Source organism: Bacteroides sp. M10, assembly GCF_014334015.1.
In the GTDB taxonomy this organism is placed as follows: domain Bacteria; phylum Bacteroidota; class Bacteroidia; order Bacteroidales; family Bacteroidaceae; genus Bacteroides; species Bacteroides intestinigallinarum.
The window spans coordinates 6,562,618-6,585,051 of the sequence record NZ_CP060488.1 but is presented as its reverse complement, the minus strand read 5'-3'; the positions used below and the strand labels follow the sequence as shown (position 1 = coordinate 6,585,051).

Here is a 22,434-nt window from a genome sequence, read left to right as displayed (position 1 = left end):
AAAATTAGACACACAATGAAAAAGTTATTTGCAATTGTTGCTGTGATTGGGGCCTTCACTTTTGGCTCAATTCAACTTGCTCAGGCTCAAGACGCTCCTGCAGCAGAACAAACTGAACAACAAGCTGCTCCTGCCGCTGAAGCTACTACAGCTGCTGCTCCTGCTGCAGAAGAGGGTGGTATTCACAAGGAAATCAAAGTTAAATTCATCGAAGGTACTGCATCTTTCATGAGTTTGGTAGCTATCGCTTTGGTGATCGGTTTGGCTTTCTGTATTGAACGTATCATTTATTTGAGTTTGGCTGAAATCAACACAAAAAAATTCATGGCATCTATCGAAGCTGCTTTGGAAAAAGGTGATGTTGAAGCTGCTAAAGACATTGCTCGTAACACCAGAGGCCCGGTTGCTTCTATCTACTACCAAGGTTTGATGAGAATCGATCAAGGTATCGACGTAGTTGAGAAGTCAGTTGTATCTTATGGTGGTGTACAGGCAGGTTACCTTGAAAAAGGATGTTCTTGGATCACACTGTTTATCGCAATGGCTCCGTCACTCGGATTCTTGGGTACTGTAATCGGTATGGTGCAGGCATTTGATAAGATCCAGCAGGTAGGTGATATCTCTCCGACGGTTGTTGCAGGTGGTATGAAAGTTGCCTTGATTACAACTATCTTCGGTTTGATCGTAGCATTGATCCTTCAGGTATTCTATAACTACGTACTTTCTAAAATTGAGGCTCTTACAAGTGAAATGGAAGATTCTTCTATCTCTTTGCTTGATATGGTAATCAAATATAACTTGAAATACAAAAAATAATCTGAAATGAGTAAGTTAACATATAGAATATCGTATTACGCACTGTATGCGATGTTTGCTATTATTCTGATCGTTATCGGCTTGTTCTTCTTAGGAGGAGATGCCACTGGCGATGCCTTGATTCCGGGGGTAGATCCCGAGATGTGGCAACCAGCTCAAACAGACGCCTTACTCTATCTGATGTACGTTTTGTTTGGTGTAGCTGTTGCTGCCACTGTGATTGCTGCTATATTCCAGTTTGGCGCAGCTTTGAAAGATAATCCGGCAAATGCTATCAAATCTTTGCTTGGTTTGGTTCTTTTAGTTGTTGTTTTAATTGTAGCTTGGTCTATGGGTGATGGTACACCGATGCAGATCCCTGGCTATAGTGGTACTGACAACGTTCCTTTCTGGCTGAAAATAACTGATATGTTCCTTTATTCTATCTACATCTTGTTGTTTGTAACTATTGTTGCAATCATCGCGAGTGGTATAAAGAAAAAATTATCGTAATCAATTGAGGACACTCAATTAAATAAGTGATTAAAAATGGCAAAAGGAAATAGAAAAGTTCCTGATATTAACTCAAGTTCTACGGCGGATATTGCTTTCTTGTTGCTGATCTTCTTCTTGATTACGACATCAATGGATACGGACCGTGGTTTGGCAAGACTTTTGCCTCCACCACCCGAAGATCAAGACCAACAGAACACAGATAAGATCAAAGAACGTAACGTCTTACAGGTATACCTGAATAAGGATGATGCCTTGATGTGCGGAAATGATTATATCGGTGTTGATGAGCTAAGAGAAAGAGCTAAAGAATTTATTGCTAATGTTGCTAATGCAGAACACATGCCTGAAAAAACACAGAAGAATGTAGAATTCTTCGGCACATATCTGGTTAATGACAAGCATGTAATTTCTTTGCAGAATGACCGTGGATCTTCTTATCAGGCATATATCAGTGTGCAGAACGAATTGGTGGCTGCATACAATGAATTGAGAGACGAGTTGGCTCAGGAAAAATGGCAAAAGACATATGCGGAATTGAATGACGATCAACAAAAGGCGATTCGTGAAATTTATCCGCAGAGAATTTCTGAGGCAGAACCTAAAAAGTACGGAGAAAAAAAGAAGTAAGTAATGGGAAAATTTAATAAGACTGGTAAACGTGAAATGCCGGCATTGAATACTTCTTCGTTGCCTGACCTTATCTTTACTTTGTTGTTCTTCTTTATGATTGTAACAACAATGCGTGAGGTAACATTAAAGGTGCAGTTTACACTTCCGCAAGGTACTGAACTCGAAAAACTGGAGAAGAAATCGCTGGTAACATTCATCTATGTAGGGGAACCTACACAAGAATATCGCGCGAAAATGGGTACTGAAAGTCGTATTCAGCTCAACGACAGCTATGCTGAAGTTGGTGAAGTACAAGACTTCATTTTCCAGGAACGTGCAAGTATGAATGAAGGTGATGCAGCTAAAATGACTGTGTCTCTGAAAGTAGATCAAAAGACAAAGATGGGTATTATTACTGACGTAAAAAATGCTCTTAGAAAATCTTATGCTTTGAAGATTAACTATTCGGCTACGAAACGTGGTGAGAAGTAATTAGTTAATTTAATATATAAAAAGAAAGGGTGTCCAATCTGTTTGGATATCCTTTCTTTTTATATATTCTTAAAATCAATATAAGTAACTTTGCAGATTAAATTTTTATAAGTCTTTCTTCATATTATATTTTTTACTCCGTATACTTCCGTATGAATTTTATTCTTGATTGTTTCAAAATCTTTTTCACAATCCAATTCTCCGTGTACCATTAAATACATGGGTAGAAAATCATCTCCGGGTTTGTAAGGAGGTTGGCTATAGTCTTTTTCCCACAGCGTAAAGCCTTGACGTTGATAAAAGCTGATACGTCGTTTTGCCATTTCCTCTATCGGACGTTCTACTTCCAATACGATCGGGCGTTTCAAATAATTGCACAAGTATTCCAGCGTGCGTTTTCCATAGCCTCCATTTCGCAGGGCGGGATTGGTTGCAAAGTGTTCTACATAGTAGAAACTGTCAAAATCCCAATAGGTAATGAAGCCGACTGGCAGGTCATCATCAAAGATGATGTTATTATGAAAGTTGCCCGTACGATCAGTGTACTCGCGCAGTTGTTCCAACTGACGGTACTCTTCCGGTGGAAACGAATCAATTAGAAGCTCTTCCATGAATTTGTAATGTTGCAGATCCGACGTACTAATTGGTTGAAGTCTAATCATGAGGTTTGGGTTTTAAGTTTGACAATAATATAATTGTATTCCATTAAGGAACATAAAATTCAATCATTCGACGGATGGCACGTTGACAAACCGGACAAAACTCCGGATATTCGTTTGTTTTCATGCGACAGTCATAAGCCGGACGATAAATGCCTTTGGCAGAGTAGCCACCTCCTTCATATACTCCTACGGGATATTTCTTATTTTCAGCAATAGGGGTCGGGATCGGGGTACCTGACGGAAGCATATCTTTCCATTTGGAAGCGAAGTTCACACGCGTTGAAATATTCTGTTCCCATGGTTCGACATCCAGCGGATAAGTATCTGTCATCACATCATCATCATAGAAATATTCGTCAGCCAGTCCACCGAAACTGTGTCCGAATTCGTGCACGACTACCGGCTTGAACATCGGGTGATGGGCCGTGGTCAGCGTATACGAATTGTATATTCCACCACCACCATATACATCCGTGTTAGCCAGGATAATGATATGTTCGTAGGGGATGCCTGCCAATGCATTATGGATAGACTTTACCCGGCTGGTAGTCAGATAACGGTCCGAGTAAAAAGTATCGAAATGAGAGTGAACCGCCGTTTGTTTCCACTGATTTTCGCGGGGAATACTGACACCACTGTCCGTAGAAGGACTGGCTACGGCAACAATATTAAATTTACCCTTCATGGAGCGGAACGGCTCATACGAAAACAAACTTTCGCAGGTACGTTGGGCATCCTGGTAGAAAATATCCATTTCTTTTTCTGTGTATCCTTCTGCAAGGATGGCAACATCTATGCAGTCTTTTTCATTACCACTTTGAAGCATATACCGATGCGGAGTGACATGTGATACCCCCCGTTTATGAATCAATATATCATCCGGACGCACGATATGTTTATAGGTAGCCAATCTTTTTTTTCGCGGAGAATATAAAGTGACTTCTACCTCCACAGGCTGTTTAGGATAAGGAAGAAGGAAAGTATTCTCAAATCCTTTGGCTGTTTCTTTAGCTTCGTCTGTGGACAGCCACTCTTGAAACAAAGAAGAGAATGACGTTTTGTAGATACACTGTTTGCTGGCAAGGTCTTTCACTATAATTTGTCCGTTACCTTCCAATGGAAGTTCCGAAAGATGATGTTGACGTCCTGCCCAGGTAGGAAGTTGTGATAGCTCATCCAGATAAATAGCCTGTTGTGTAGCATCCCCGGTAAAGATATAATCCACTCGCAATGTTTTGTTCTGAAAATAATCAGCAAAATTCTGTGCATAACTTCCTATAGAAGTACAGAAACACAGAATAATACAGCAAATATGTTTCATATTAATGGTATATTTATGTTTTTCGCAAAGGTACGAACTATTGTTGACTTATCCGCTTTCTGCAAATAAAAGTAATAGATTATAGTATTTGTTGTCGAAAAATCGCTAACTTTGCATAAAAGATTCATTGATAAAAACAATTTGATTCAAAAATGGGACATCATCAATTAGATGCTTTAGATGAGCAAATTCTGAAACTGATTGCAGGGAATGCGCGTATTCCTTTTTTGGAAGTAGCACGAGCATGTAATGTTTCCGGCGCTGCAATCCATCAGCGTATTCAGAAGCTTACTAATTTAGGTATATTAAAAGGTTCGGAATATGTCATCGACCCCGAGAAAATCGGATATGAGACTTGCGCTTATATTGGTATATATCTGAAAGATCCCGAATCCTTTGATTCGGTAACAAAAGCTTTAGAAGCTATCCCCGAAGTGGTGGAATGTCATTTCACTACCGGAAAATACGATATGTTTATCAAAATTTACGCAAAGAATAACCATCACTTATTGAGTATTATTCACGATAAGTTGCAACCATTGGGTTTGGCGCGTACCGAGACATTAATCTCCTTCCATGAAGCCATTAAGCGGCAGATGCCAATCATGGTCGACATAGAAGATGAAGATTAATCGTTATTTTCTCACGTAATCAACAAAAGCATAGGAGCAGAGATGTTTCTCATCCGCAGGATGAGCTTCTCTGCTTTTTTCTTGCCACATCTCTGGCGATACTTCCGGAAAATAGGCGTCGGCTTCGGGAGCCATATCATCTATTTCTGTCAGGCAAAGTTCGTCAGCGAAAGAAAGAGCTTGCTGATAAATACTTGCTCCTCCTATAATATAAATGTGTTCCTCCTCTTTACAACTTTGCAAAGCTGCTTCGAGTGAAGGGAAAACTTCCGCACCGGGACATTCTGTAGCCGGGTTGGAAGATAAAACGATGTTTCTGCGATTGGGTAATGCGCCTTTCGGTAGTGACTCGAAAGTTTTGCGTCCCATCAGTATGGTGTTTCCGGTAGTTAATGCTTTGAAACGTTTCAAATCATTGGGTAACCAGAAAAGAAGTTTGTTCTCGAAGCCGATAGCCATACGGCGGTCTACGGCAGCAATGATAGATATTTTACTCATAAAGTTACACGGCTACTGCTCCTGCAATATGCGGATGCGGGTCATAGTTCACTAATTCAAAGTCCTCAAATTTGAAGTCAAAGATACTTTTCACATCCGGATTGATCTTCATTTGTGGCAATGGACGAGGTTCACGTGATAATTGGAGCTTCACTTGTTCCAAGTGGTTCAGGTAGATATGTGCATCACCGAAGGTATGAACAAAATCTCCGGTTTTCAGTCCCGTCACTTGTGCCATCATTTGCAGCAATAATGCGTATGATGCAATATTAAAAGGAACACCCAGAAAAATATCTGCACTGCGTTGATACAGTTGCAGGCTCAACCGTCCGTTTGCTACATAAAACTGAAAGAAAGCATGGCAGGGAGGCAAATTCATATTATTCAAATCTGCTACGTTCCAGGCGCTTACAATGATACGTCGTGAATCCGGATTATGTTTGATTGTTTCCACCACTTCACTGATCTGGTCGATAAATCCACCGTTATAGTCAGGCCATGAACGCCATTGATAACCATAAACATGTCCTAAGTCGCCGTTCTCATCCGCCCATTCGTTCCAGATGCGCACTCCATGTTCCTGAAGATATTTCACATTAGTATCACCTTGCAGAAACCAAAGCAATTCGTATATGATTGATTTCAGATGTAGTTTCTTGGTTGTCAGGCACGGGAAACCGTCATCAAGATTAAAACGCATTTGGTGACCGAAAACGCTGATGGTTCCGGTTCCGGTACGGTCACTTTTTTCTGTACCTTCGGTTAGTACACGATTGAGTAAATCCAGGTATTGTTTCATAATGAATAAGTTGTGGTGAAAATGATTCTCCGCACAAAATTACAAAAATGGAGTGAATAAATTAGCAAACCAGCCGACGAACTTCTTCCACGGGGAGCGCTTTTTCCAGAATTCAGGCGTTAGTTGAGTGCAATGCTCGATATCGTTCCGGAACATTGTATTTAATTCACCCGTTATTTTGGTATCAAAGATGAAAGCATTAGTTTCGTAATCATAGCGCAAGCTGCGGCTGTTCAGGTTGGCAGTGCCAACTGTACAGAACAAATCATCCACCATCATTATTTTAGAGTGATGAAATCCACCGTTATACATATAGACAGTAGCTCCTCTTTTCATCAGTTTGTGTAACTTATAAAGTGCGGCATCCGGAGTAAACGGGATATCGGAGGCAGAAGAAACCATGATTGTAACATTTACGCCTCGGTCGATTGTCCGGTTCAACGCCTTTTTGATTGAAGAAGTCGGTACAAAATAAGGATTGACGATATGAACATTCTTTTGGGCTGAATAGATGCTCATGGCATAAGCGTGGCTTAACATACGGCTATTCTTTTTCGGGGTACGGTCTACGATTGCTACCACAATATTCGTACTGTCCGTTTGTTCCTTATGTTTGGGGAAATAAGCGGCTCCACCTACATTCTGTTTGGTTTCCTTATTCCAGATCGTTAGGAATATCTCCTGCAGATCATTGACAGCATCCCCTTCAATGCGTGTGTGCATATCACGCCAAGTTCCGATTTTGGGTAGTCCGTTAATGTAGTAGTCAGCGATATTCATACCACCGGTATATGCCACTTTTCCATCGATGACAGCTATTTTCCGGTGATCGCGATGGGCGGCGTGATTGATATAAGGGAAAGTGAACGGATCGAACTTAACAATCTCGATTCCTTGTTCACGTATTTTCTTGAGATGTTTCTTTTTAAGTGGTTTATTGTTCGACCAGTTTCCGAATGCATCGAACATAGCTCGTACTTCGACCCCTTCTTTCACTTTTTCGGCCAGCAGAGCAAATAAAGCATTGGCGATGGAGTCATTTCGGAAATTGAAATATTCCAGATGGACGTGGTGTTTAGCTTCCCGGATGGCTTCAAACAAATCGATAAACTTCTCCCGTCCGCTTTTTAGCAGTTTTACCTTATTATTATCAGATATAGGGATTCCCGATTCTTGTAAATAGCGTAGCACAAGGGAATCGCTGGTTAATCCGATTGAGTCCCTGGGATGTATCATCAGACTGTCGATGATACCTGCCTGAACACTCAATATAGGCAGGAACAGAAATAAAATAAATATACGTAATTTCAAAACTCTTCTCACTCTTTTAGTTTACAGAAGAACAAAGATACGATATCTAAGTTTGGGCTCCTTTGCTAACAAGGGCAAATTTATCATTCTTTAACGAAACAGCTTCTTTCCAGGAGTTAATTATGCCATCGAAGCAACCTTTCGTGTAGCCATGAATAATAGTACAACAGCTGCGATAATAATTGACTTCGGATCAAGGCTGGAAGTGCCATGATTAATCATACCGATAAATACTTCTCTTATGGTTTCCCAAGCTGCTTCCAATCCGCCTAACCATACAAAAAGTGCGGCCGCCACAGTCATCACGAAAGCGCTCCAGATACGAGCCAGGCGATTACTACGATCGGGTAAGTGGTGCATGACACGGCGACTGAATCCGTTATCTGCCATTTCCTGCTTGTTTTCTGCGAAGAAATCGCGCAAGAGCTTATCATTGTCTATTTCTGTCATAACCGTTTTGTTTTAAATACGTTGCTAATTTTTCTTTCCCGCGTGACAGATGGCTTTTCACTGTCCCTGACGGTACTCCTACAATCCCTGCAATTTTGTCGATACTAATGTCCTCCATGTAGAACAACGTGATGCAGGTTCTTTCCACTTCTTTAAGCATTTTGAGCGACTGGTAGACATCCATTTTTTGCCCGATATTCTCCTGTTCGGTGCTGTTGATGGCGTCTATTTCTCTTGTATCCAAGTCGGCTGTCTCTTTCCGGCTGCGAATATAATCATAAAAAACATTATAAGCAATACGATACAGCCACGTAGAGAAACTTGACAAGTTCCGGAAAGAGGCAATGTTCGTATACGCTTTGATAAATGTATCTTGCGCAAGGTCGTCACTCAATTCGCTGTCGCCGCAAGTCAGGTTGAGGAAGAATCGCCGGATGGGCGACTGGTACTCCTTCACCAACTGGTCGAAGGCCCTGGTGTTCTTGAACACCACGACCTGTGCGACTAACGATATATCATTGAGTTGGCTCATTTATTCTCGTCGTTCTTTTCTTCGTTTACTCCATTGTCTTTCTCTTCGGATTCGGAAGGGATGATTTCGAAACTATCGGTTCTAACGTTATTCGGGTTCTTTTTTTCATCCTTATTACCTGTATACATCCGGGTAGCATTTGCGTCTTGAGTCTGTTGTTTACTACCGATAATCCATTGTCCGATACCCATGAATGTAACGAGTAAGCCGATAGCTCCAATTCCAAATTCGCCGGTGATTGCCCAGAGGAAGATGAAAAGACCAATACCCGTAAAGGTGTTCTTGATGCCTTGTGAACGCGAATCGACAGTTTTGGTTTCGCGGATAAACTCTGCCGGAAGCGGTTGGCCGGCAGCAAGTGCCTGTTCGGCAAGGCGATAACGTGCTTTCCGGTTTTTATAACGGAAGAAGAAGATTACAAATAGAATGAATACCGGAAATCCGAATACGGCAACGATTGCTATGATTGCTACCAGAATACCTCCGCCGGCACTAACATTGTGGAAGGGGAAATCGCTGTCATCCGAATCGAATGTGAAGCTGGCTTTACCATGAGTGGTGCTAACATTACTTGAGTTTGCATTCACGTCTGCAGAATCAGCATCTGCTGTGTCTACACCAATCACTGTGACAGCAGTATTGTTCGTATTTGCTTTATTGTCTTTGGTCACAGTTACTTTTACTTTCCCGATGGAATCACGAACAACGGTAGTCTGGGCAACAGCCAGTGTGCAAGTGGTCAGTACAACCATCAATGCTAATAGAAAATTTTTCATATCAATAGTTTTTTAATTTATTTCTTTGTCTGTTAGACGTAGTTAATATCATAGAAAGTTGCAAAGAGACGAAATATTTTTGATATTTGCGGAAATTAATAAACGAAAAATGGAATTACCTGCTTCTTTTATAGGCTACACCCGCGCTCTATTGGGCGATGAAGAATACGACAAACTGGCTGTTGCCCTCCAACAGGAACCACCGGTTAGCATTCGGTTGAATCAATTGAAAATCAATCATTCTTTATCGGATAAAGTACCTTGGTCTTCCGAAGGATTCTATTTGGAGGAGCGTCTCACTTTCACGTTCGATCCCTTATTTCATGCAGGCTGTTATTATGTTCAGGAAGCTTCTTCTATGTTTGTGGAGCAGGTACTCCGGCAATATGTCACCGGGCCGGTGAAGATGTTGGATCTTTGTGCGGCTCCCGGTGGAAAATCGACTCATGCCCGTAGTGTACTTCCCGAAGGGAGCCTGCTGGTAGCCAATGAGGTAATCCGGAATCGTTCGCAGATTCTTGCTGAAAACCTGACGAAGTGGGGACATCCGGATGTGGTAGTGACTAATAATGATCCGGCAGATTTTTCAGCTTTACCCTCTTTCTTTGATGTGATTCTTACAGATGTTCCCTGTTCCGGTGAAGGTATGTTCCGTAAAGACCCGGTAGCTGTGGAAGAGTGGAATCCCGAGAATGTGGAAATCTGTTGGCAGCGCCAGCGACGGATTATTGCGGATATCTGGGATGCGTTGAAGCCCGGAGGTATTCTTATATATAGTACGTGTACATTTAATACAAAAGAGGATGAAGAGAATGCACGTTGGATTCAACAAGAGTATGGAGGCGAACCGTTAACTGTGCAGGTGCAGGAGAATTGGAATATAACAGGAGATCTTTTGTCAGATAAAGGGGATTATTCTAAATCTTCTATTCCCGTCTATCATTTTTTCCCTCATAAGACGAAAGGTGAAGGCTTTTTTCTGGTGGCTTTTCGTAAGCCGGAGACGGAAGAAGAGATTCCGGTATCTTCTTTCGCGAAAGAGAAAGCTTTCAAGAAGAAGGATAAGAAAGGAATAGCAGCATCTTCTCCTGTATTGAAAGAACATCTGAATATGGCCAAAAGCTGGTTGAATGATGAAAATTCGGACAAGTATATTTTATTGGCGGAAGGAACAAATATCCGGGCTTTTTCGCAGTACTATACTAATGAATTGACGACGATGAAACAAAGCCTGAAAATCGTGTCGGCAGGGATTGAGATAGGCGAGGTGAAAGGAAAGGATTTGATCCCTAACCATGCGTTGGCAATGTGTACCTCCCTTTTGTGCCGGGAAGCATTCGCTATAGAAGAAATAAGTTATGAACAGGCTATCACTTATTTACGAAAAGAGGCCATTACCTTACCGGCAACAGCCCCTCGTGGGTATGTTTTGATTACTTATCGGCATATCCCTCTCGGATTTGTGAAGAATATCGGCAATCGTGCCAATAATCTTTATCCGCAAGAATGGCGCATCCGTAGTGGATACTTACCGGAAAATATACGCATCTTATCCGCAGACATTACTGATTAAGGCAGTATTCCCGTAGGTATTTCTTGTTGGGTAAGACTGAAAACAAGTTGTCTGCCCTTTCCGGGTTCTACACCTTCTGCTATTTCTTCCAGTGTGTAGGCAGGAGGCGGTTCGGGCGATGTCCGTGTCTCTCCAATGGGGGGAGTGTTCCAGTTCAAATTCAGATTCTTGTCCAGTCGGTGATATAGATAGGAGTTTCCCCACAAGATGAATTTATGTGGTGTCGTATCTTCGGAAAACGTGAGAGTTAGTGTAACTTTCTCATCGTCTCCTTCTTCTTTTTCCAGTTTGTAACTTCCTTGAGTTATTAATTCAAGTCCGGGTGAAAAAGCCGTCGGTTGTCCCTGCTTGAAGAAATAAACATCCCGTGCGTGGTTGTTAATCAGGAAAATGTCGGAAATGCCGGGTAGAAGATTTGTGTCTCCGTTGGGTAAGTTAGACAAGTAGCTGCGGAGCAACTTTATATTTTCGTAATTATCGACCACCTTGATTGGTAAAGTGCAACTCTCTTGTGTGGCGTTGTCTGTTACTGTCAGATAAGTCGTTCCGGTGAGGATACCGGTTACATAAATCATACGTCCGGCAGGTACTCCGCTCCAGCCAGTTTCAGTTCCGGCACTTGCGATGCGTGTGTCTTTCACTGCAAGTGAGTAGTCACCATTTCCGCTTTCCAGGCCGAGGTAACGTCTGCCACCCATAGGCACTTCGTATTCACTGTTGTAAAAACGTAGTGGATTGTCGTCATCATCTTTACAGCCACTTAGTAGCGTAAGGATGCAGGATAACATGAATAAATAGAAATGTTTAGGTCTCATATTTCAGATTTTATGTTTGTTGCAAATGTAGTGTATTGTTTTGAAATATCCAGTCGGAATTTGAAGAAAATGAGAGAAGAGGAGATCTATGGAATATATATTTAGGCATGAATTACACTGAATACATAACTTAAAAATAGAAATTAGTATGTTCAGCGTAATCCATGCCTAAAGAGTTTTATGTACTATTTATAGCTTGCTTTTGTAAATCCGTGCCATTGCCTTTTGGTACTGATTTTCCAATTGCAGATAATTTAGATGACTTTGATAGATCACCGACACTTCTACAAAGTACTCGATCATACTAATTTGTCCACCTGCCAAAGCTTGTTTCAGCAATGCCAAATCTTGTTGCGACTGGAAAGTCTTGCTATATTCTTCCATTGAAGCATGCAGCGTTTTCGCTTCCCGGTAAAGTTGTGCCAATTCTGATTCCACTTGCAGGGTAGCATTATCCTTTTGCAAGTCGATGTTGAGTGCCTGCGCTTTAGCGATTTTCACCTTATTCCGATTTTCGAAAAGCGGGAAGGAGAAGCCTACCACTACACCGTTGAAAGGCACACCTGTTTCCGTATTCCGACGGTAGCCGAGTTCCAGCTTCGGCAGCCACTGGGATTTATTGACAGCGATTTGTTTACGTGCAACGAGACTCTCGTTGCCTAGTGCCATTAGAGTACGGTCCGTTGCCATGACTTCCGATTTCAACATTTGGTAATCGCTCGGGAGCGGTATAGCCGGATATTGGTTCTCCTCGAAAACCACCGGAATATTACCATTTAGTGTATTCAACTCCTGCTGCTTATTGCGGAGTGCTGTTTCGTTCAGAGACGCTTCCGTTTTAACATTCAGCAGTTCCAAGTTGATTTTATTGGTTTCGAGCGCATTTGCATCTCCCGTTTGGAGACGCTTGGCGTACATTTTAGCAAGCTCTTCCGCATTGCGGAGACGTTCCTCTAAAATATGCTTTTGCTGACGGAGCATAATAATATCCAGGCAGAGTTCTTTAGCCTGTAACAGCTTCTCCTGACGAAAAACATCCGCCTGGCTGTCAAAAGCTCCTGCTTTCAGGCGGTTCAACTTGTTACGTGTAGCATATAGACTGGGGAAATCAAAGCTTTGTGAAACAACTAGTTCACCGATTGTTTCGTTTTTATCTTTCGCTCCCCATAGATGCGCATAAGAAAGAGTAGGGTCAGGCAAGTTATTATCCGTTTTGGCTTCCAGCTTTTGCGAAGTAATCAGTTGCTCGTTTGCTTGCAGCTCCCTATTGTTCGTTTCGATATTCTTCAATACCTGGTCAATTCCGTTTTGGGCTTGCACTCCGCCTATGGTTAAGAACAGAAGTGCAGTGCTTATGATTTGTTTCATTCTTATTTTCTTTATTTGTTACAAGCTTTCCTGAACCTTTTTCCGGTGCATCATCAGATAAACAATCGGAACTATAAAACCGTTCAGGAAAGTAGACGTTAATAATCCTCCTAAAATCACTTTAGCCATCGGACTCTGGATTTCGTTACCGGGCAAATCACCGGCAAGTGCCAATGGAATCAGTGCCAGTGCAGAAGACAATGCCGTCATCAAAATCGGATTCAGACGGTCGAGAGAGCCTTGAATTACACTGTCGTACACGTTCAAACCCTCTACCTGTTGCAAATGGTTGTAGTGACTGATTAACAGCATACCGTTACGGGTTGCAATACCGAATAAAGAGATGAAACCGATGATAGCCGGAATGCTGACTTCCCCTGTTGTAATCACCAAGGCAAAGACACCACCGATCAATGCCAGCGGAAGATTCAGCAAAATAACCCCGGATTCTTTCACGCTGCGGAACTCATTGTACAGCAACAGGAAGATAACCACGATACTGATAAATGAAGTCAACGCCAACGTCCGGCTGGCAGCCTGCTCGCTTTCAAACTGTCCACCATACTCGATATGATAACCTTCGGGTAATTGTACCGATGTGTCGATGCGTTTCTGAATATCATTCACAACACTGCGCAAATCACGATCGGCCACATTGGCGGAAATGACAATTTTACGTTTCACATTCTCGCGGTTGATCGTATTCGGACCCATGGCCGATACCACTTCCGCTACATAGCTCAAAGGAACTTTGCGGCCGTCGTTCGTGTCTACCATCAGGTTACGGATTTTCTCCATCTCATCCCGGGCATCATCCTTCACTTTTACGATCAGGTCAAAACTTTTGCCCTGTTCATACACTTGTGAGATTACTTTTCCAGCCAAAGCTACATTCACATATTCCGAAAATTCCGGCAGGGTAATACCGAACTTAGCCAGCATTTCCCGTTTAGGCTGTATTTTCAGCTGCGGACGTTCAATCTGTTGTTCTACGTTCAGGTCGGCAACACCGGGAATGTCACTGATCGCTCCTTTGATTTGATTACCGAGTGAAAACATTTTATTCAGGTCATCACCGAATAACTTGATAGCAATATTCGCTTTCGTACCCGACAGCATCGCGTCGATACGGTGGCTGATCGGTTGTCCGATTTCTATGTTTGCTCCGGTGATCGTACCTAATTTTTCACGTACATCAGCTACCAGTTCACTGCGCGAGCGGTCTTTCAATTCGAACGGAGCTTCTATTTCAGAAACATTGACTCCTAACGCATGTTCATCCAATTCAGCACGTCCCGTTTTTCGGGCTACCGTTTGTATTTCGGGAATCGTCATCAATAACTCTTCGGCACGATGTCCCATTTTGTTGCTTTCTTCCAGCGAAATACCCGGTAGAGAACTGATATTGATGGTGAACGATCCTTCATTGAACGAAGGGAGGAAACTGCGTCCAAGTGTGAAAAACACTCCGAGGGCAACTACAAAAAGTCCGATTGTACTTCCGAGAGTCACACGTTTATGTGCCAATACCCAAGTCAGTGCTTTTTCATAAATCCCTTTCATCCAGCGGGCAACAGGAGCTTCTTTCAGTTCCTTGTTCGTCTTATTGCTTCCTAATAGATAAGAGCAGAGCACCGGAGTCAGTGTCAGGGCAACTATCGTAGACGCAAACAGGGCCACGATAAAAGCAACGCCTAGTGGAACCAACATTCTGCCTTCCATGCCGCTCAAGAAAAATAACGGAACAAAGCTGACTACGATAATCAACGTTGAATTAAGGATAGGCATGCGCACCTCTTTCGACGCATTGAATACCACTTCGAGCGTACTTAGTCTTTCTGCTTCCGCTTTCAGGCGGTTCTCCCGCAGTCGTTTATATACATTTTCCACATCGACAATGGCGTCGTCTACCAATGAGCCGATAGCTATCGCCATACCTCCAAGACTCATGGTGTTGATTGTCAGCCCCATGTAGTGTAAAGTCAGGATCGAAACGAGCAGGGAAAGAGGTAGTGTCACCAATGAGATCAGCGTAGTACGTACATTTGCCAGGAACAGGAAAAGCACGATGACAACGAAAATTCCTCCTTCAAAGAGTGATTTCTTCACATTGCCGATAGAGCTTTCGATAAAGCGGCTTTGACGGAATATGTCCGTTGAAACTTTTACGTCCGGCGGCAGATTTTTCTGGAGATCTTTCAGAGATGCTTCCAGTTTGTCCGTCAGTTCCAGTGTGCTGGTAGCCGGTTGCTTGGTAACAGTCATCAGGACAGCGGATTTGCCGCGTTCTGAAGCAGTTCCCAGTTTTGGAGCTTTCGGTCCGATGGTTACGTTTGCAATATCTTCCAGTGTGACGGGGAAGTTGTTCACCGTCTTCACTACCGCTTTGCCAAGTTGCTCTGTCTTGGAAGTGGATAGTACACCGCGTACAATATATTCATTTCCGAATTCATAGAGCACACCTCCATTGGCGTTCAGGTTCATATCCTGTGTCACAGTCATCACTTCTCCCATTGAGATGCCGTAATGACGCATCCGTTCGGGATCTAGCTGAATCTGGTATTCTTTGATGTCTCCTCCGAGCACAGCCACTTGTGCCACTCCTCCGGTAGACAACAGGCGGGGACGGATGGTCCAATCCGCAATCGTGCGGAGATCGAGCATCGAAGTGGAGTCGGCAGTCAGACCGATGATGAGCATTTCGCCCAAAATGGAAGATTGTGGTCCGAGAGTCGGTTTGCCGACATTAACCGGCAGTGATTCGCTGACCACTGCTAATTTCTCACTAACAATTTGGCGAGCGAGATAAATATCCGTTCCCCAGTCAAATTCTACCCAGACAACGGAAAATCCGTTAGTAGAAGAAGAGCGGACACGACGCACACCCGTAGCTCCGTTTACGGCAGTTTCAACAGGAAAAGTAACGAGCTGTTCAACTTCTTCCGCAGCCATACCGTTCGCCTCGGTCATGATTACTACCGTAGGTGCATTTAGGTCGGGGAATACGTCTACTTCCGTATGCATGGCGGTGTACGTTCCCGCAATAAGCAGGAGGATGGCCGCACAAACTACAACCAACCGGTTGTGTAGGGAGTAATGTATAATTTTATTAAGCATGATGTTTCATTAATTGAGAGTTATAAATAACTTGATAGATACGCCGCACAAAAAAACGGCTGCGACGCCTAGTCTCTTTAGTGTTCGTGGCTGTGTGCCGGGATTGCATTGCTTGCGCTTGCCAGTCGAACCTGATAAGCACCCTCGGTCACTACACGGTCACCAGCCTTTACACCAGTCAGGATTTGAACGCTTTTGCCGTTGTCGGCTCCTATCGTTACTTCCTGTTTTTTATAACCCTCTTCGTCCAGTTGCAGATATATGAAGAATATGCCTTGTTCCTCTGTCAGCGCGGTGCGCGGAAGAGAAATCACGTTTTCCATTGCTGAAGAAAGCAGGAATACCTCTACGAATGAGCCGGGAATCACTTCCCCTTTGTTGTCGAACTCAAAAGTGACAGGCACATAAAAAGAATTGTCTCCGGCAGCTTTTCCGAAAGAGAGAAGTTTACCGTTCAATGTTTTCAACTCGTACACCTGATTATTATAGGGAGTCTGGAAATTGGCGGAACTGATCGTGCGGAGATACGGGTAATACTTTTCTGACACTTCGGCACGGAGGAAAAGACGACGGTTCTGCGTCACACTTACCAACGGTTGTCCGATGGTCACATAGTCACCTTCTTTCACGAGAATACTTTTCACATATCCGGCAATAGGAGCCGTAATGCTTTGTCCGATAGCCGAGTGATTCTTGGAAAGAGCTTCGTAACTAAGACGGGCGTTTTCGTAACTTTGTTCCGCTTGTGCAAAATCCTTGTCGGATACGATCTTGTTTTTAACAAGCTCCTTCATACGTTCGTACTCCTTCTTGGATACTTCGTAGGCAATGCGGGCACGTTGCACCGGATCACCGTCAGCGATATTCTTTGAAGAAATGGTGACTAGTGGAGTGCCGCTGCCGACGCTCATTCCTTCCGTTACTTTTCCACGGAAAGATACCACGCCGGCTACTGTAGCTACGGCAACCGATTCATCCCCTTGAGCAGCCAGCACCTGTCCGCTGGTTTTAATCACTTGCTGGAAAGGTGCAGGTTCAATAACGCTCACCTTTACACCGGCTGCTTCAGCTTTTGCTTTCGGAAGAATGATTTCATCACTGTGGGCTTCGGCAGCTTCGTTGTGTTCATCGGCTGCATCATGATTGTGTGCTCCGCTACATTCGCCTTCATGGGAATGATCGGGTTCCTCTGCCTCGTGATTATGTCCTTCCGCGGCATGATCGTGTTCGTTGTGTGTGTGTGTGACGGTACTATTATTACAGGATCCCAGCACGAATAAGCCCAGGATTCCCACGAAAATAAGTTTTTTCATAATGATATTTTCCTACTAAATTTTACTGTTTTCTTTTTACGCTACAAAGATAAGGTAACGCAGATGCAACTGATTTGCATTTACGCTTTTACGCAAAAACAGAGTAGGGAGGGGCACGAAGAGAAGTGGTACGATGGGTATTCGTACCATGCAAGGAGTCTCGGTAGACATAATAGTTCTTGATCCGTTTCTCTTGCGGTCGTAATAGATGTTCGATGATTACATCCGTGAATAAGGTAGCGATGAATACATAATCCGGTCCGCTATCCGTATGGATGGATGGAGTGGGAGAGTAGAAACGAGTCATACATTCGCTGCTGCAACATGAGTCGTTTCCCGGGTGATGATGATGCGTGGGACATTGCTGTTCTACAGGCAAGTCCTGCTTCATGCAAATCATTCCGTTGGGGTGATGATGATGGGGAATAACCGCTGCCACCAACATAATAATGTTGATAAAAAACAGCAGAGTTACTATTATTCCTTTCTTCCCTTTCATCCTTTCTTTTAGAGAATTTATTTTTTTAGCGATTCTTTTTCTTTTTCCTGCAAACGTTCCAGCAATTCGGTTGCTGACACATAAATAACTTTTCCATCCGGTGTCCCCTGACTAAGGAGTGTGCCGTTACGAGCATTTTTTTCCAGCAACCGCTTTTCTGCTAATTGAAGGCCGCGCCGTAATTTATCGCTCAATTCTTGCATTTCATTATTTGACATAATTCTTTGAAGATGGATCATGTTGCAAATATACAAATACTTTTATTCCGCCTGCAGCCGATACCCTCTTTTTATTATTTATTATTTCTTTTCCAGTTCTTGCAACGAATCCATTTTTTTCTTTTCGAGGAACTCGTAGATGCCGCAAAGATGTTCCGTCACCTTTTGATTACCGAACTCATACACCTTGGTCACCAGTCCGTCGAGGAAGTCACGGTCGTGTGAAACAACAATCAGTGTGCCGTCAAAATCCAGCAATGCCTGTTTCAGGATATCTTTCGTTTTCATGTCCAGATGATTCGTCGGCTCATCCAGGATCAGGAGGTTGACAGGTTCCAACAGCAATTTAATCATGGCAAGGCGGGTACGCTCCCCACCCGAAAGTACTTTCACCTTCTTCATCGATTCCTCGGGACCACCAAACATGAAGGCACCCAGTAAATCACGAATCTTGTTCCGGATATCCCCCTTGGCTACATCGTCAATCGTTTGGAAAACCGTCAGGTTTTCATCCATCAACGAAGCCTGATTTTGAGCGAAATATCCGATTTGTACATTATGTCCTAAAGTCAGTGTACCGTCATGTTCGATTTCCTTCATGATACATTTCACGAGTGTAGATTTACCTTCACCGTTTTTACCGACAAAAGCTACTTTATCACCACGCTCAATTGTCAGGTTAGCGTTGCGGAACACCACTTTCTCTTCGTATGCCTTTCCAACACCTTCCATGATAACCGGATAACTGCCCGAACGGGGTGAAGGCGGGAATTTCAGTCGCAATGCAGAAGTATCCTCCTCATCGACTTCGAGCAATTGCAGCTTTTCCAGCATTTTGACGCGGCTCTGTACCTGCAACGTCTTTGAATATGTTCCTTTGAATCGTTCGATGAACTCCTTCGTTTCAGCAATAAACTTCTGCTGCTCGTCGTATGCCTTCTGCTGCTGTTCGCGGCGATCCTTACGCAGTTGCAGATATTGGGAATAATTCACCTTATAATCATAAATACGTCCCATCGTCACTTCGATGGTACGTGTTGTAATATTATCCACGAATTTGCGGTCGTGGCTGATTACGATAACTGCTTTCCCGTTATTAATAAGGAAATCTTCCAACCATTGAATAGATTCAATATCCAGATGATTAGTCGGCTCATCGAGCAAGAGTACGTCCGGTTTCTGTAACAGCAACTTAGCGAGCTCGATGCGCATCCGCCATCCACCGCTAAAATCACTCGTCTGGCGTTGAAAATCGCTCCGGGTGAACCCTAATCCGAGCAATGCCTTTTCCACATCCTCTTCATAATTGGTTGCGTCAATCGAATAAAACTTCTCGCTCAAGGCAGACACTTCTTCAATCAGCGCCATGTAACTATCGCTCTCGTAGTCCGTCCGTGTCTCGAGCTCTTTGTTCAGTTTTTCAATCTGCGCTTCCATTTCATGCAGATGTGAAAAAGCCTGTGCCGTTTCGTCAAACACTGTTCTTCCGTCTTCCGTCATCAGATGTTGAGGCAGATAGGCCACTACGCAATCTTTGGGCGTGGAAACTTTTCCACGTGTCGGTTGTCGTGCGCCTGCCAAAATTTTCAGCAGCGTACTTTTTCCCGCCCCATTTTTACCCATCAGTGCGATGCGGTCTTTTTCATTAATTACGAAAGAAATATCACTAAATAAAGTAGTGCCGCCAAACTCTACGGCTAGTCCGTCAACAGAAATCATACTATTCTTTTAAATTGAGGCGCAAAGATAGCGAAATATATGAATCTTTTTTATAACTTGCGGGCTGAAAAGGGAAATTGATCCAAAAAAACAGATAAAAAAACAATATATAAGCGATATGGAAAGCGAACAAATGAATGAATTCAGACCCTTAATTTTAGTAGCTGAAGACGATGACAGCAACTTTAAATTAATCAAGGCTATCATAGGCAAAAAGTGTGATATCGAGTGGGCTAAAAATGGGCAGGAAATGGTGGAGTTGTTTCAACAGCACCAGGAAAGAACCAAAGCAATGCTGATGGATATCAAGATGCCGGTGATGAACGGGTTGGAGGCAACGAAGATAATTCGTGAGTCTAATACCGAAATTCCTATTATCATGCAGACAGCTTATGCTTTCAGCTCGGATAAGGAAAATGCAATGAACGCAGGAGCAACTGAAGTATTGGTGAAACCTATTACTTTGAGTATTCTCCGCACTACTTTAAGCAAATATCTACCCGATTTGCAGTGGTGAAATTGATTCGTACGGGAATTTTTTTAATTTATTTAAAAGATGCTTAAACGTTAAATACGGAATAGCGTAGAAAAAGAGTATGATTGGGTAGAAAAATGGTATGTAAAAGATGCCGTTGAATATTCCTTTTTCTCTATTATATTTGAGCATTCATCTGATGAAATTGGATAAAATAAAATAGGCGAACCTCACGGTTGGCCTATTTTTGTTCGCCTCTGTTAATTTGTTAGAGTACAGAAACGACTCTATGTAAAGTCTCTCCTTTGAGAGATTTTAAGTTCATTATTTGTTTCCGCCGGCCCACCAGACAGCTTCGCTATATACATACTGGCCATCACCGAAAGCAGCTTTCACTTCAGGATTTGCCAATACGTCGTCTGCTCCATAACCGAAGCGCAATGGGAACTTATTGTTGTTCAGCGGGTTCTTCAGTACAATGAAGTTTTCTCCTGCACCTTTCAAACGACGGTAGTCGTTATAGGCTTCCAGTGATTCGCCGGATGCACCGAAGAAGGCGAGATACTTCTGTATCATTGTCTCTTGCAGAGGGTTGGCATCGAATAACGGTTCTACTTCATCCGTGAAATAGGTTTCTGCTACATCTGCCCCCAAATCGCTGTCACCATCATATACCCAAGTGTCAGCGGCATCTATAATTGAGTTTTCCAGATTCTCGAATCCGGCAGTGATTGCAGCTTTTAAAGCACTCTTAGCTTCACCCAGTCTGCCCCCCAAACGGCATAATGCTTCTGCTTCGAGGAATTTCACTTCGTGATAACTGATTAAAAGAGTAGGAGCCGACATTGCCCATGATATCATTGACATACCATAATTGTTCTGCAACTCTTGCGGAGTTCCGTTTGGAGCCGCTTTGATACCTGCGATGTCTGTAGCTTGCGTACCTCCGTATCCATAAGCAATATAGCCGGTGGGATCGGGCTCCAGAAATGCTTGCGGTGCTCTGGGGTCATTGCGCTCAACAAACTTTTCAATCAGACTGGCACTGGCTGCCAAACTGTTACGGCTATAGCTGAATGACCAAAGCGGATTCAACTGCGAATCAGCGTCATAAACAGCCAGTTTACATTCTTCACTTGCATTAGCAAATGATTTGCTCACATAAGTAAGAATGTTCTGAAGATCAGTTGTCTTATTGGCACTTTTATTGAGCAGACGCATTGTATAGCGTGCTTTTAACGCATAAGCTGTCTTGAGCCACATACTTGCTTGAGTACTGGTGTTTGAACCGTAGATCAAGTCTTTAGAACCGACTGCGCCGGACAGACCTGCATCTTTGGCAGTACCGTTATCCAGCAGAGTGATGGCATCATCCAGATTCTGCATCACTTCCTGATAAATGCTTTCCTGCGTATCTATTTTGGGCTGCATATACATTGGTGTGCCGTCCGGATTGAGGATACCAGTCTGGCTGTACGGTGTATTTCCAAATACATCGGCAGCCACTGCTCCGTTGTAAGCGAGCAGGATTTTAGCAATTGCTTCCGTCACTACGTTTCCTTTTTCCGAAGGATCTTCTTCACACTTCTTGATAACGATTTTAGCGTTCTTGATATTTGAATACACGTTGATCCATGCGTTGTTGTAGGTAGTAGCCGTTGTAGGCTCTCCGCTACGTACTTCCGCCCGGTAAAGCTGGTTGGATATACCCGTTTCGTGTTCAATGTAAACAGAAGAATAGAGCGAGAAATCCCCTCCCACAGTGCTGAATGCAGTGCTTACCCCTAAGTCCGTAATCAAAAATTTTGCAGGCGCATCCAGAGGATTGTTAGGGTTTTCATTGATTTTATCCATTGCGTCTTCCGTACAAGCAGAAGCAATGGCAGCAGTCAAGAAAGAAACTGCCAGCAATTTTCCTATTGATTTATATTTTTTCATTGTCTT

General features: G+C 43.1%; 23 protein-coding genes. 7 read left to right on the top strand and 16 right to left on the bottom strand.

Features of this window, described 5'->3' with window-relative positions:
* Positions 1–15 precede the first annotated feature (15 nt).
* From H8796_RS24590 to H8796_RS24575, 4 genes are read left to right on the top strand one after another with little or no spacing between them, the layout of a single operon-like run.
* Positions 16–816, top strand: a complete 801-nt coding sequence (locus tag H8796_RS24590; protein WP_004312432.1) for a MotA/TolQ/ExbB proton channel family protein — start codon at positions 16–18, stop codon at positions 814–816.
* Positions 817–822: 6 nt separating this feature from the next.
* Complete coding sequence (locus H8796_RS24585; RefSeq protein ID WP_117935403.1) at positions 823–1,308, top strand: hypothetical protein; 486 nt, start codon at positions 823–825, stop codon at positions 1,306–1,308.
* A 36-nt stretch (positions 1,309–1,344) separates the two neighbouring features.
* Complete coding sequence (locus H8796_RS24580; protein WP_117935401.1) at positions 1,345–1,938, top strand: biopolymer transporter ExbD; 594 nt, start codon at positions 1,345–1,347, stop codon at positions 1,936–1,938.
* A gap of 3 nt (positions 1,939–1,941) precedes the next feature.
* Positions 1,942–2,412: a biopolymer transporter ExbD gene (locus tag H8796_RS24575; RefSeq protein WP_004315772.1), complete on the top strand. Its 471-nt coding sequence runs from the start codon at positions 1,942–1,944 to the stop codon at positions 2,410–2,412.
* 119 nt (positions 2,413–2,531) lie between these two features.
* Here H8796_RS24575 and H8796_RS24570 read toward each other — a convergent pair whose 3' ends face one another.
* Positions 2,532–3,074 carry a GNAT family N-acetyltransferase gene (locus H8796_RS24570; protein WP_117935400.1) on the bottom strand — a complete coding sequence of 181 codons (543 nt, stop codon included), beginning with the start codon at positions 3,072–3,074 and terminating at the stop codon, positions 2,532–2,534.
* Positions 3,075–3,117: 43 nt separating this feature from the next.
* Entirely contained in the window at positions 3,118–4,395 is a 1,278-nt protein-coding gene (locus tag H8796_RS24565; RefSeq protein WP_117935398.1) for an IgA Peptidase M64, read from the bottom strand.
* Positions 4,396–4,547: 152 nt separating this feature from the next.
* On the opposite strand from H8796_RS24565, the gene H8796_RS24560 reads away from it, so the two are divergent.
* Positions 4,548–5,027, top strand: a complete 480-nt coding sequence (locus H8796_RS24560) for an Lrp/AsnC family transcriptional regulator (protein ID WP_004297952.1) — start codon at positions 4,548–4,550, stop codon at positions 5,025–5,027.
* 3 nt (positions 5,028–5,030) lie between these two features.
* Here H8796_RS24560 and H8796_RS24555 read toward each other — a convergent pair whose 3' ends face one another.
* The 6 genes from H8796_RS24555 to H8796_RS24530 form a co-directional block, all read right to left on the bottom strand.
* Entirely contained in the window at positions 5,031–5,525 is a 495-nt protein-coding gene (locus tag H8796_RS24555; protein ID WP_008998801.1) for a dihydrofolate reductase, read from the bottom strand.
* Between the two features lie 4 nt (positions 5,526–5,529).
* Positions 5,530–6,324, bottom strand: a complete 795-nt coding sequence (locus H8796_RS24550; protein ID WP_117935396.1) for a thymidylate synthase — start codon at positions 6,322–6,324, stop codon at positions 5,530–5,532.
* A gap of 39 nt (positions 6,325–6,363) precedes the next feature.
* Positions 6,364–7,635 carry a cardiolipin synthase gene (gene cls, locus H8796_RS24545; RefSeq protein WP_187344008.1) on the bottom strand — a complete coding sequence of 424 codons (1,272 nt, stop codon included), beginning with the start codon at positions 7,633–7,635 and terminating at the stop codon, positions 6,364–6,366.
* A 120-nt stretch (positions 7,636–7,755) separates the two neighbouring features.
* Complete coding sequence (locus H8796_RS24540) at positions 7,756–8,085, bottom strand: DUF5056 domain-containing protein (RefSeq protein ID WP_117935394.1); 330 nt, start codon at positions 8,083–8,085, stop codon at positions 7,756–7,758.
* Positions 8,066–8,617, bottom strand: coding sequence for an RNA polymerase sigma factor (locus tag H8796_RS24535; RefSeq protein WP_004297960.1), 552 nt, complete (start codon positions 8,615–8,617; stop codon positions 8,066–8,068). The genes H8796_RS24540 and H8796_RS24535 overlap by 20 nt, the downstream gene beginning before the upstream one ends.
* Positions 8,614–9,393 carry a DUF6249 domain-containing protein gene (locus H8796_RS24530; RefSeq protein WP_117935392.1) on the bottom strand — a complete coding sequence of 260 codons (780 nt, stop codon included), beginning with the start codon at positions 9,391–9,393 and terminating at the stop codon, positions 8,614–8,616. The genes H8796_RS24535 and H8796_RS24530 overlap by 4 nt, the downstream gene beginning before the upstream one ends.
* 109 nt (positions 9,394–9,502) lie before the next feature.
* Here H8796_RS24530 and H8796_RS24525 point away from each other — a divergent pair, with 109 nt between their 5' ends.
* Positions 9,503–10,966, top strand: a complete 1,464-nt coding sequence (locus tag H8796_RS24525; RefSeq protein ID WP_117935390.1) for an rRNA cytosine-C5-methyltransferase — start codon at positions 9,503–9,505, stop codon at positions 10,964–10,966.
* Here the strand turns inward: H8796_RS24525 and H8796_RS24520 are convergent.
* The 7 genes from H8796_RS24520 to H8796_RS24490 form a co-directional block, all read right to left on the bottom strand.
* Positions 10,963–11,781 carry a hypothetical protein gene (locus H8796_RS24520; RefSeq protein ID WP_117935388.1) on the bottom strand — a complete coding sequence of 273 codons (819 nt, stop codon included), beginning with the start codon at positions 11,779–11,781 and terminating at the stop codon, positions 10,963–10,965. The genes H8796_RS24525 and H8796_RS24520 overlap by 4 nt on opposite strands.
* Before the next feature lie 189 nt (positions 11,782–11,970).
* Positions 11,971–13,149, bottom strand: coding sequence for a TolC family protein (locus H8796_RS24515; RefSeq protein WP_117935386.1), 1,179 nt, complete (start codon positions 13,147–13,149; stop codon positions 11,971–11,973).
* Between the two features lie 18 nt (positions 13,150–13,167).
* Positions 13,168–16,266, bottom strand: a complete 3,099-nt coding sequence (locus H8796_RS24510) for an efflux RND transporter permease subunit (protein ID WP_117935384.1) — start codon at positions 16,264–16,266, stop codon at positions 13,168–13,170.
* Between the two features lie 77 nt (positions 16,267–16,343).
* Complete coding sequence (locus tag H8796_RS24505; RefSeq protein ID WP_117935382.1) at positions 16,344–17,579, bottom strand: efflux RND transporter periplasmic adaptor subunit; 1,236 nt, start codon at positions 17,577–17,579, stop codon at positions 16,344–16,346.
* Positions 17,580–17,667: 88 nt separating this feature from the next.
* Positions 17,668–18,078 (bottom strand): DUF6769 family protein, encoded by a 411-nt coding sequence (locus tag H8796_RS24500; protein ID WP_117935380.1) that lies wholly within the window; start codon positions 18,076–18,078, stop codon positions 17,668–17,670.
* Between the two features lie 17 nt (positions 18,079–18,095).
* The gene (locus H8796_RS24495; RefSeq protein WP_099147112.1) at positions 18,096–18,296 is read right to left on the bottom strand and encodes a hypothetical protein; all 201 of its coding nucleotides are present in this window, start codon (positions 18,294–18,296) and stop codon (positions 18,096–18,098) included.
* Positions 18,297–18,377: 81 nt separating this feature from the next.
* Positions 18,378–20,015, bottom strand: a complete 1,638-nt coding sequence (locus H8796_RS24490) for an ABC-F family ATP-binding cassette domain-containing protein (protein WP_061448610.1) — start codon at positions 20,013–20,015, stop codon at positions 18,378–18,380.
* 118 nt (positions 20,016–20,133) lie between these two features.
* On the opposite strand from H8796_RS24490, the gene H8796_RS24485 reads away from it, so the two are divergent.
* A complete protein-coding gene (locus H8796_RS24485; protein ID WP_004314143.1) occupies positions 20,134–20,532 on the top strand; it encodes a response regulator in 399 nt (132 codons plus the stop codon).
* Between the two features lie 282 nt (positions 20,533–20,814).
* Here H8796_RS24485 and H8796_RS24480 read toward each other — a convergent pair whose 3' ends face one another.
* Positions 20,815–22,428, bottom strand: a complete 1,614-nt coding sequence (locus tag H8796_RS24480; protein ID WP_061448611.1) for a SusD/RagB family nutrient-binding outer membrane lipoprotein — start codon at positions 22,426–22,428, stop codon at positions 20,815–20,817.
* Positions 22,429–22,434: the final 6 nt, after the last annotated feature.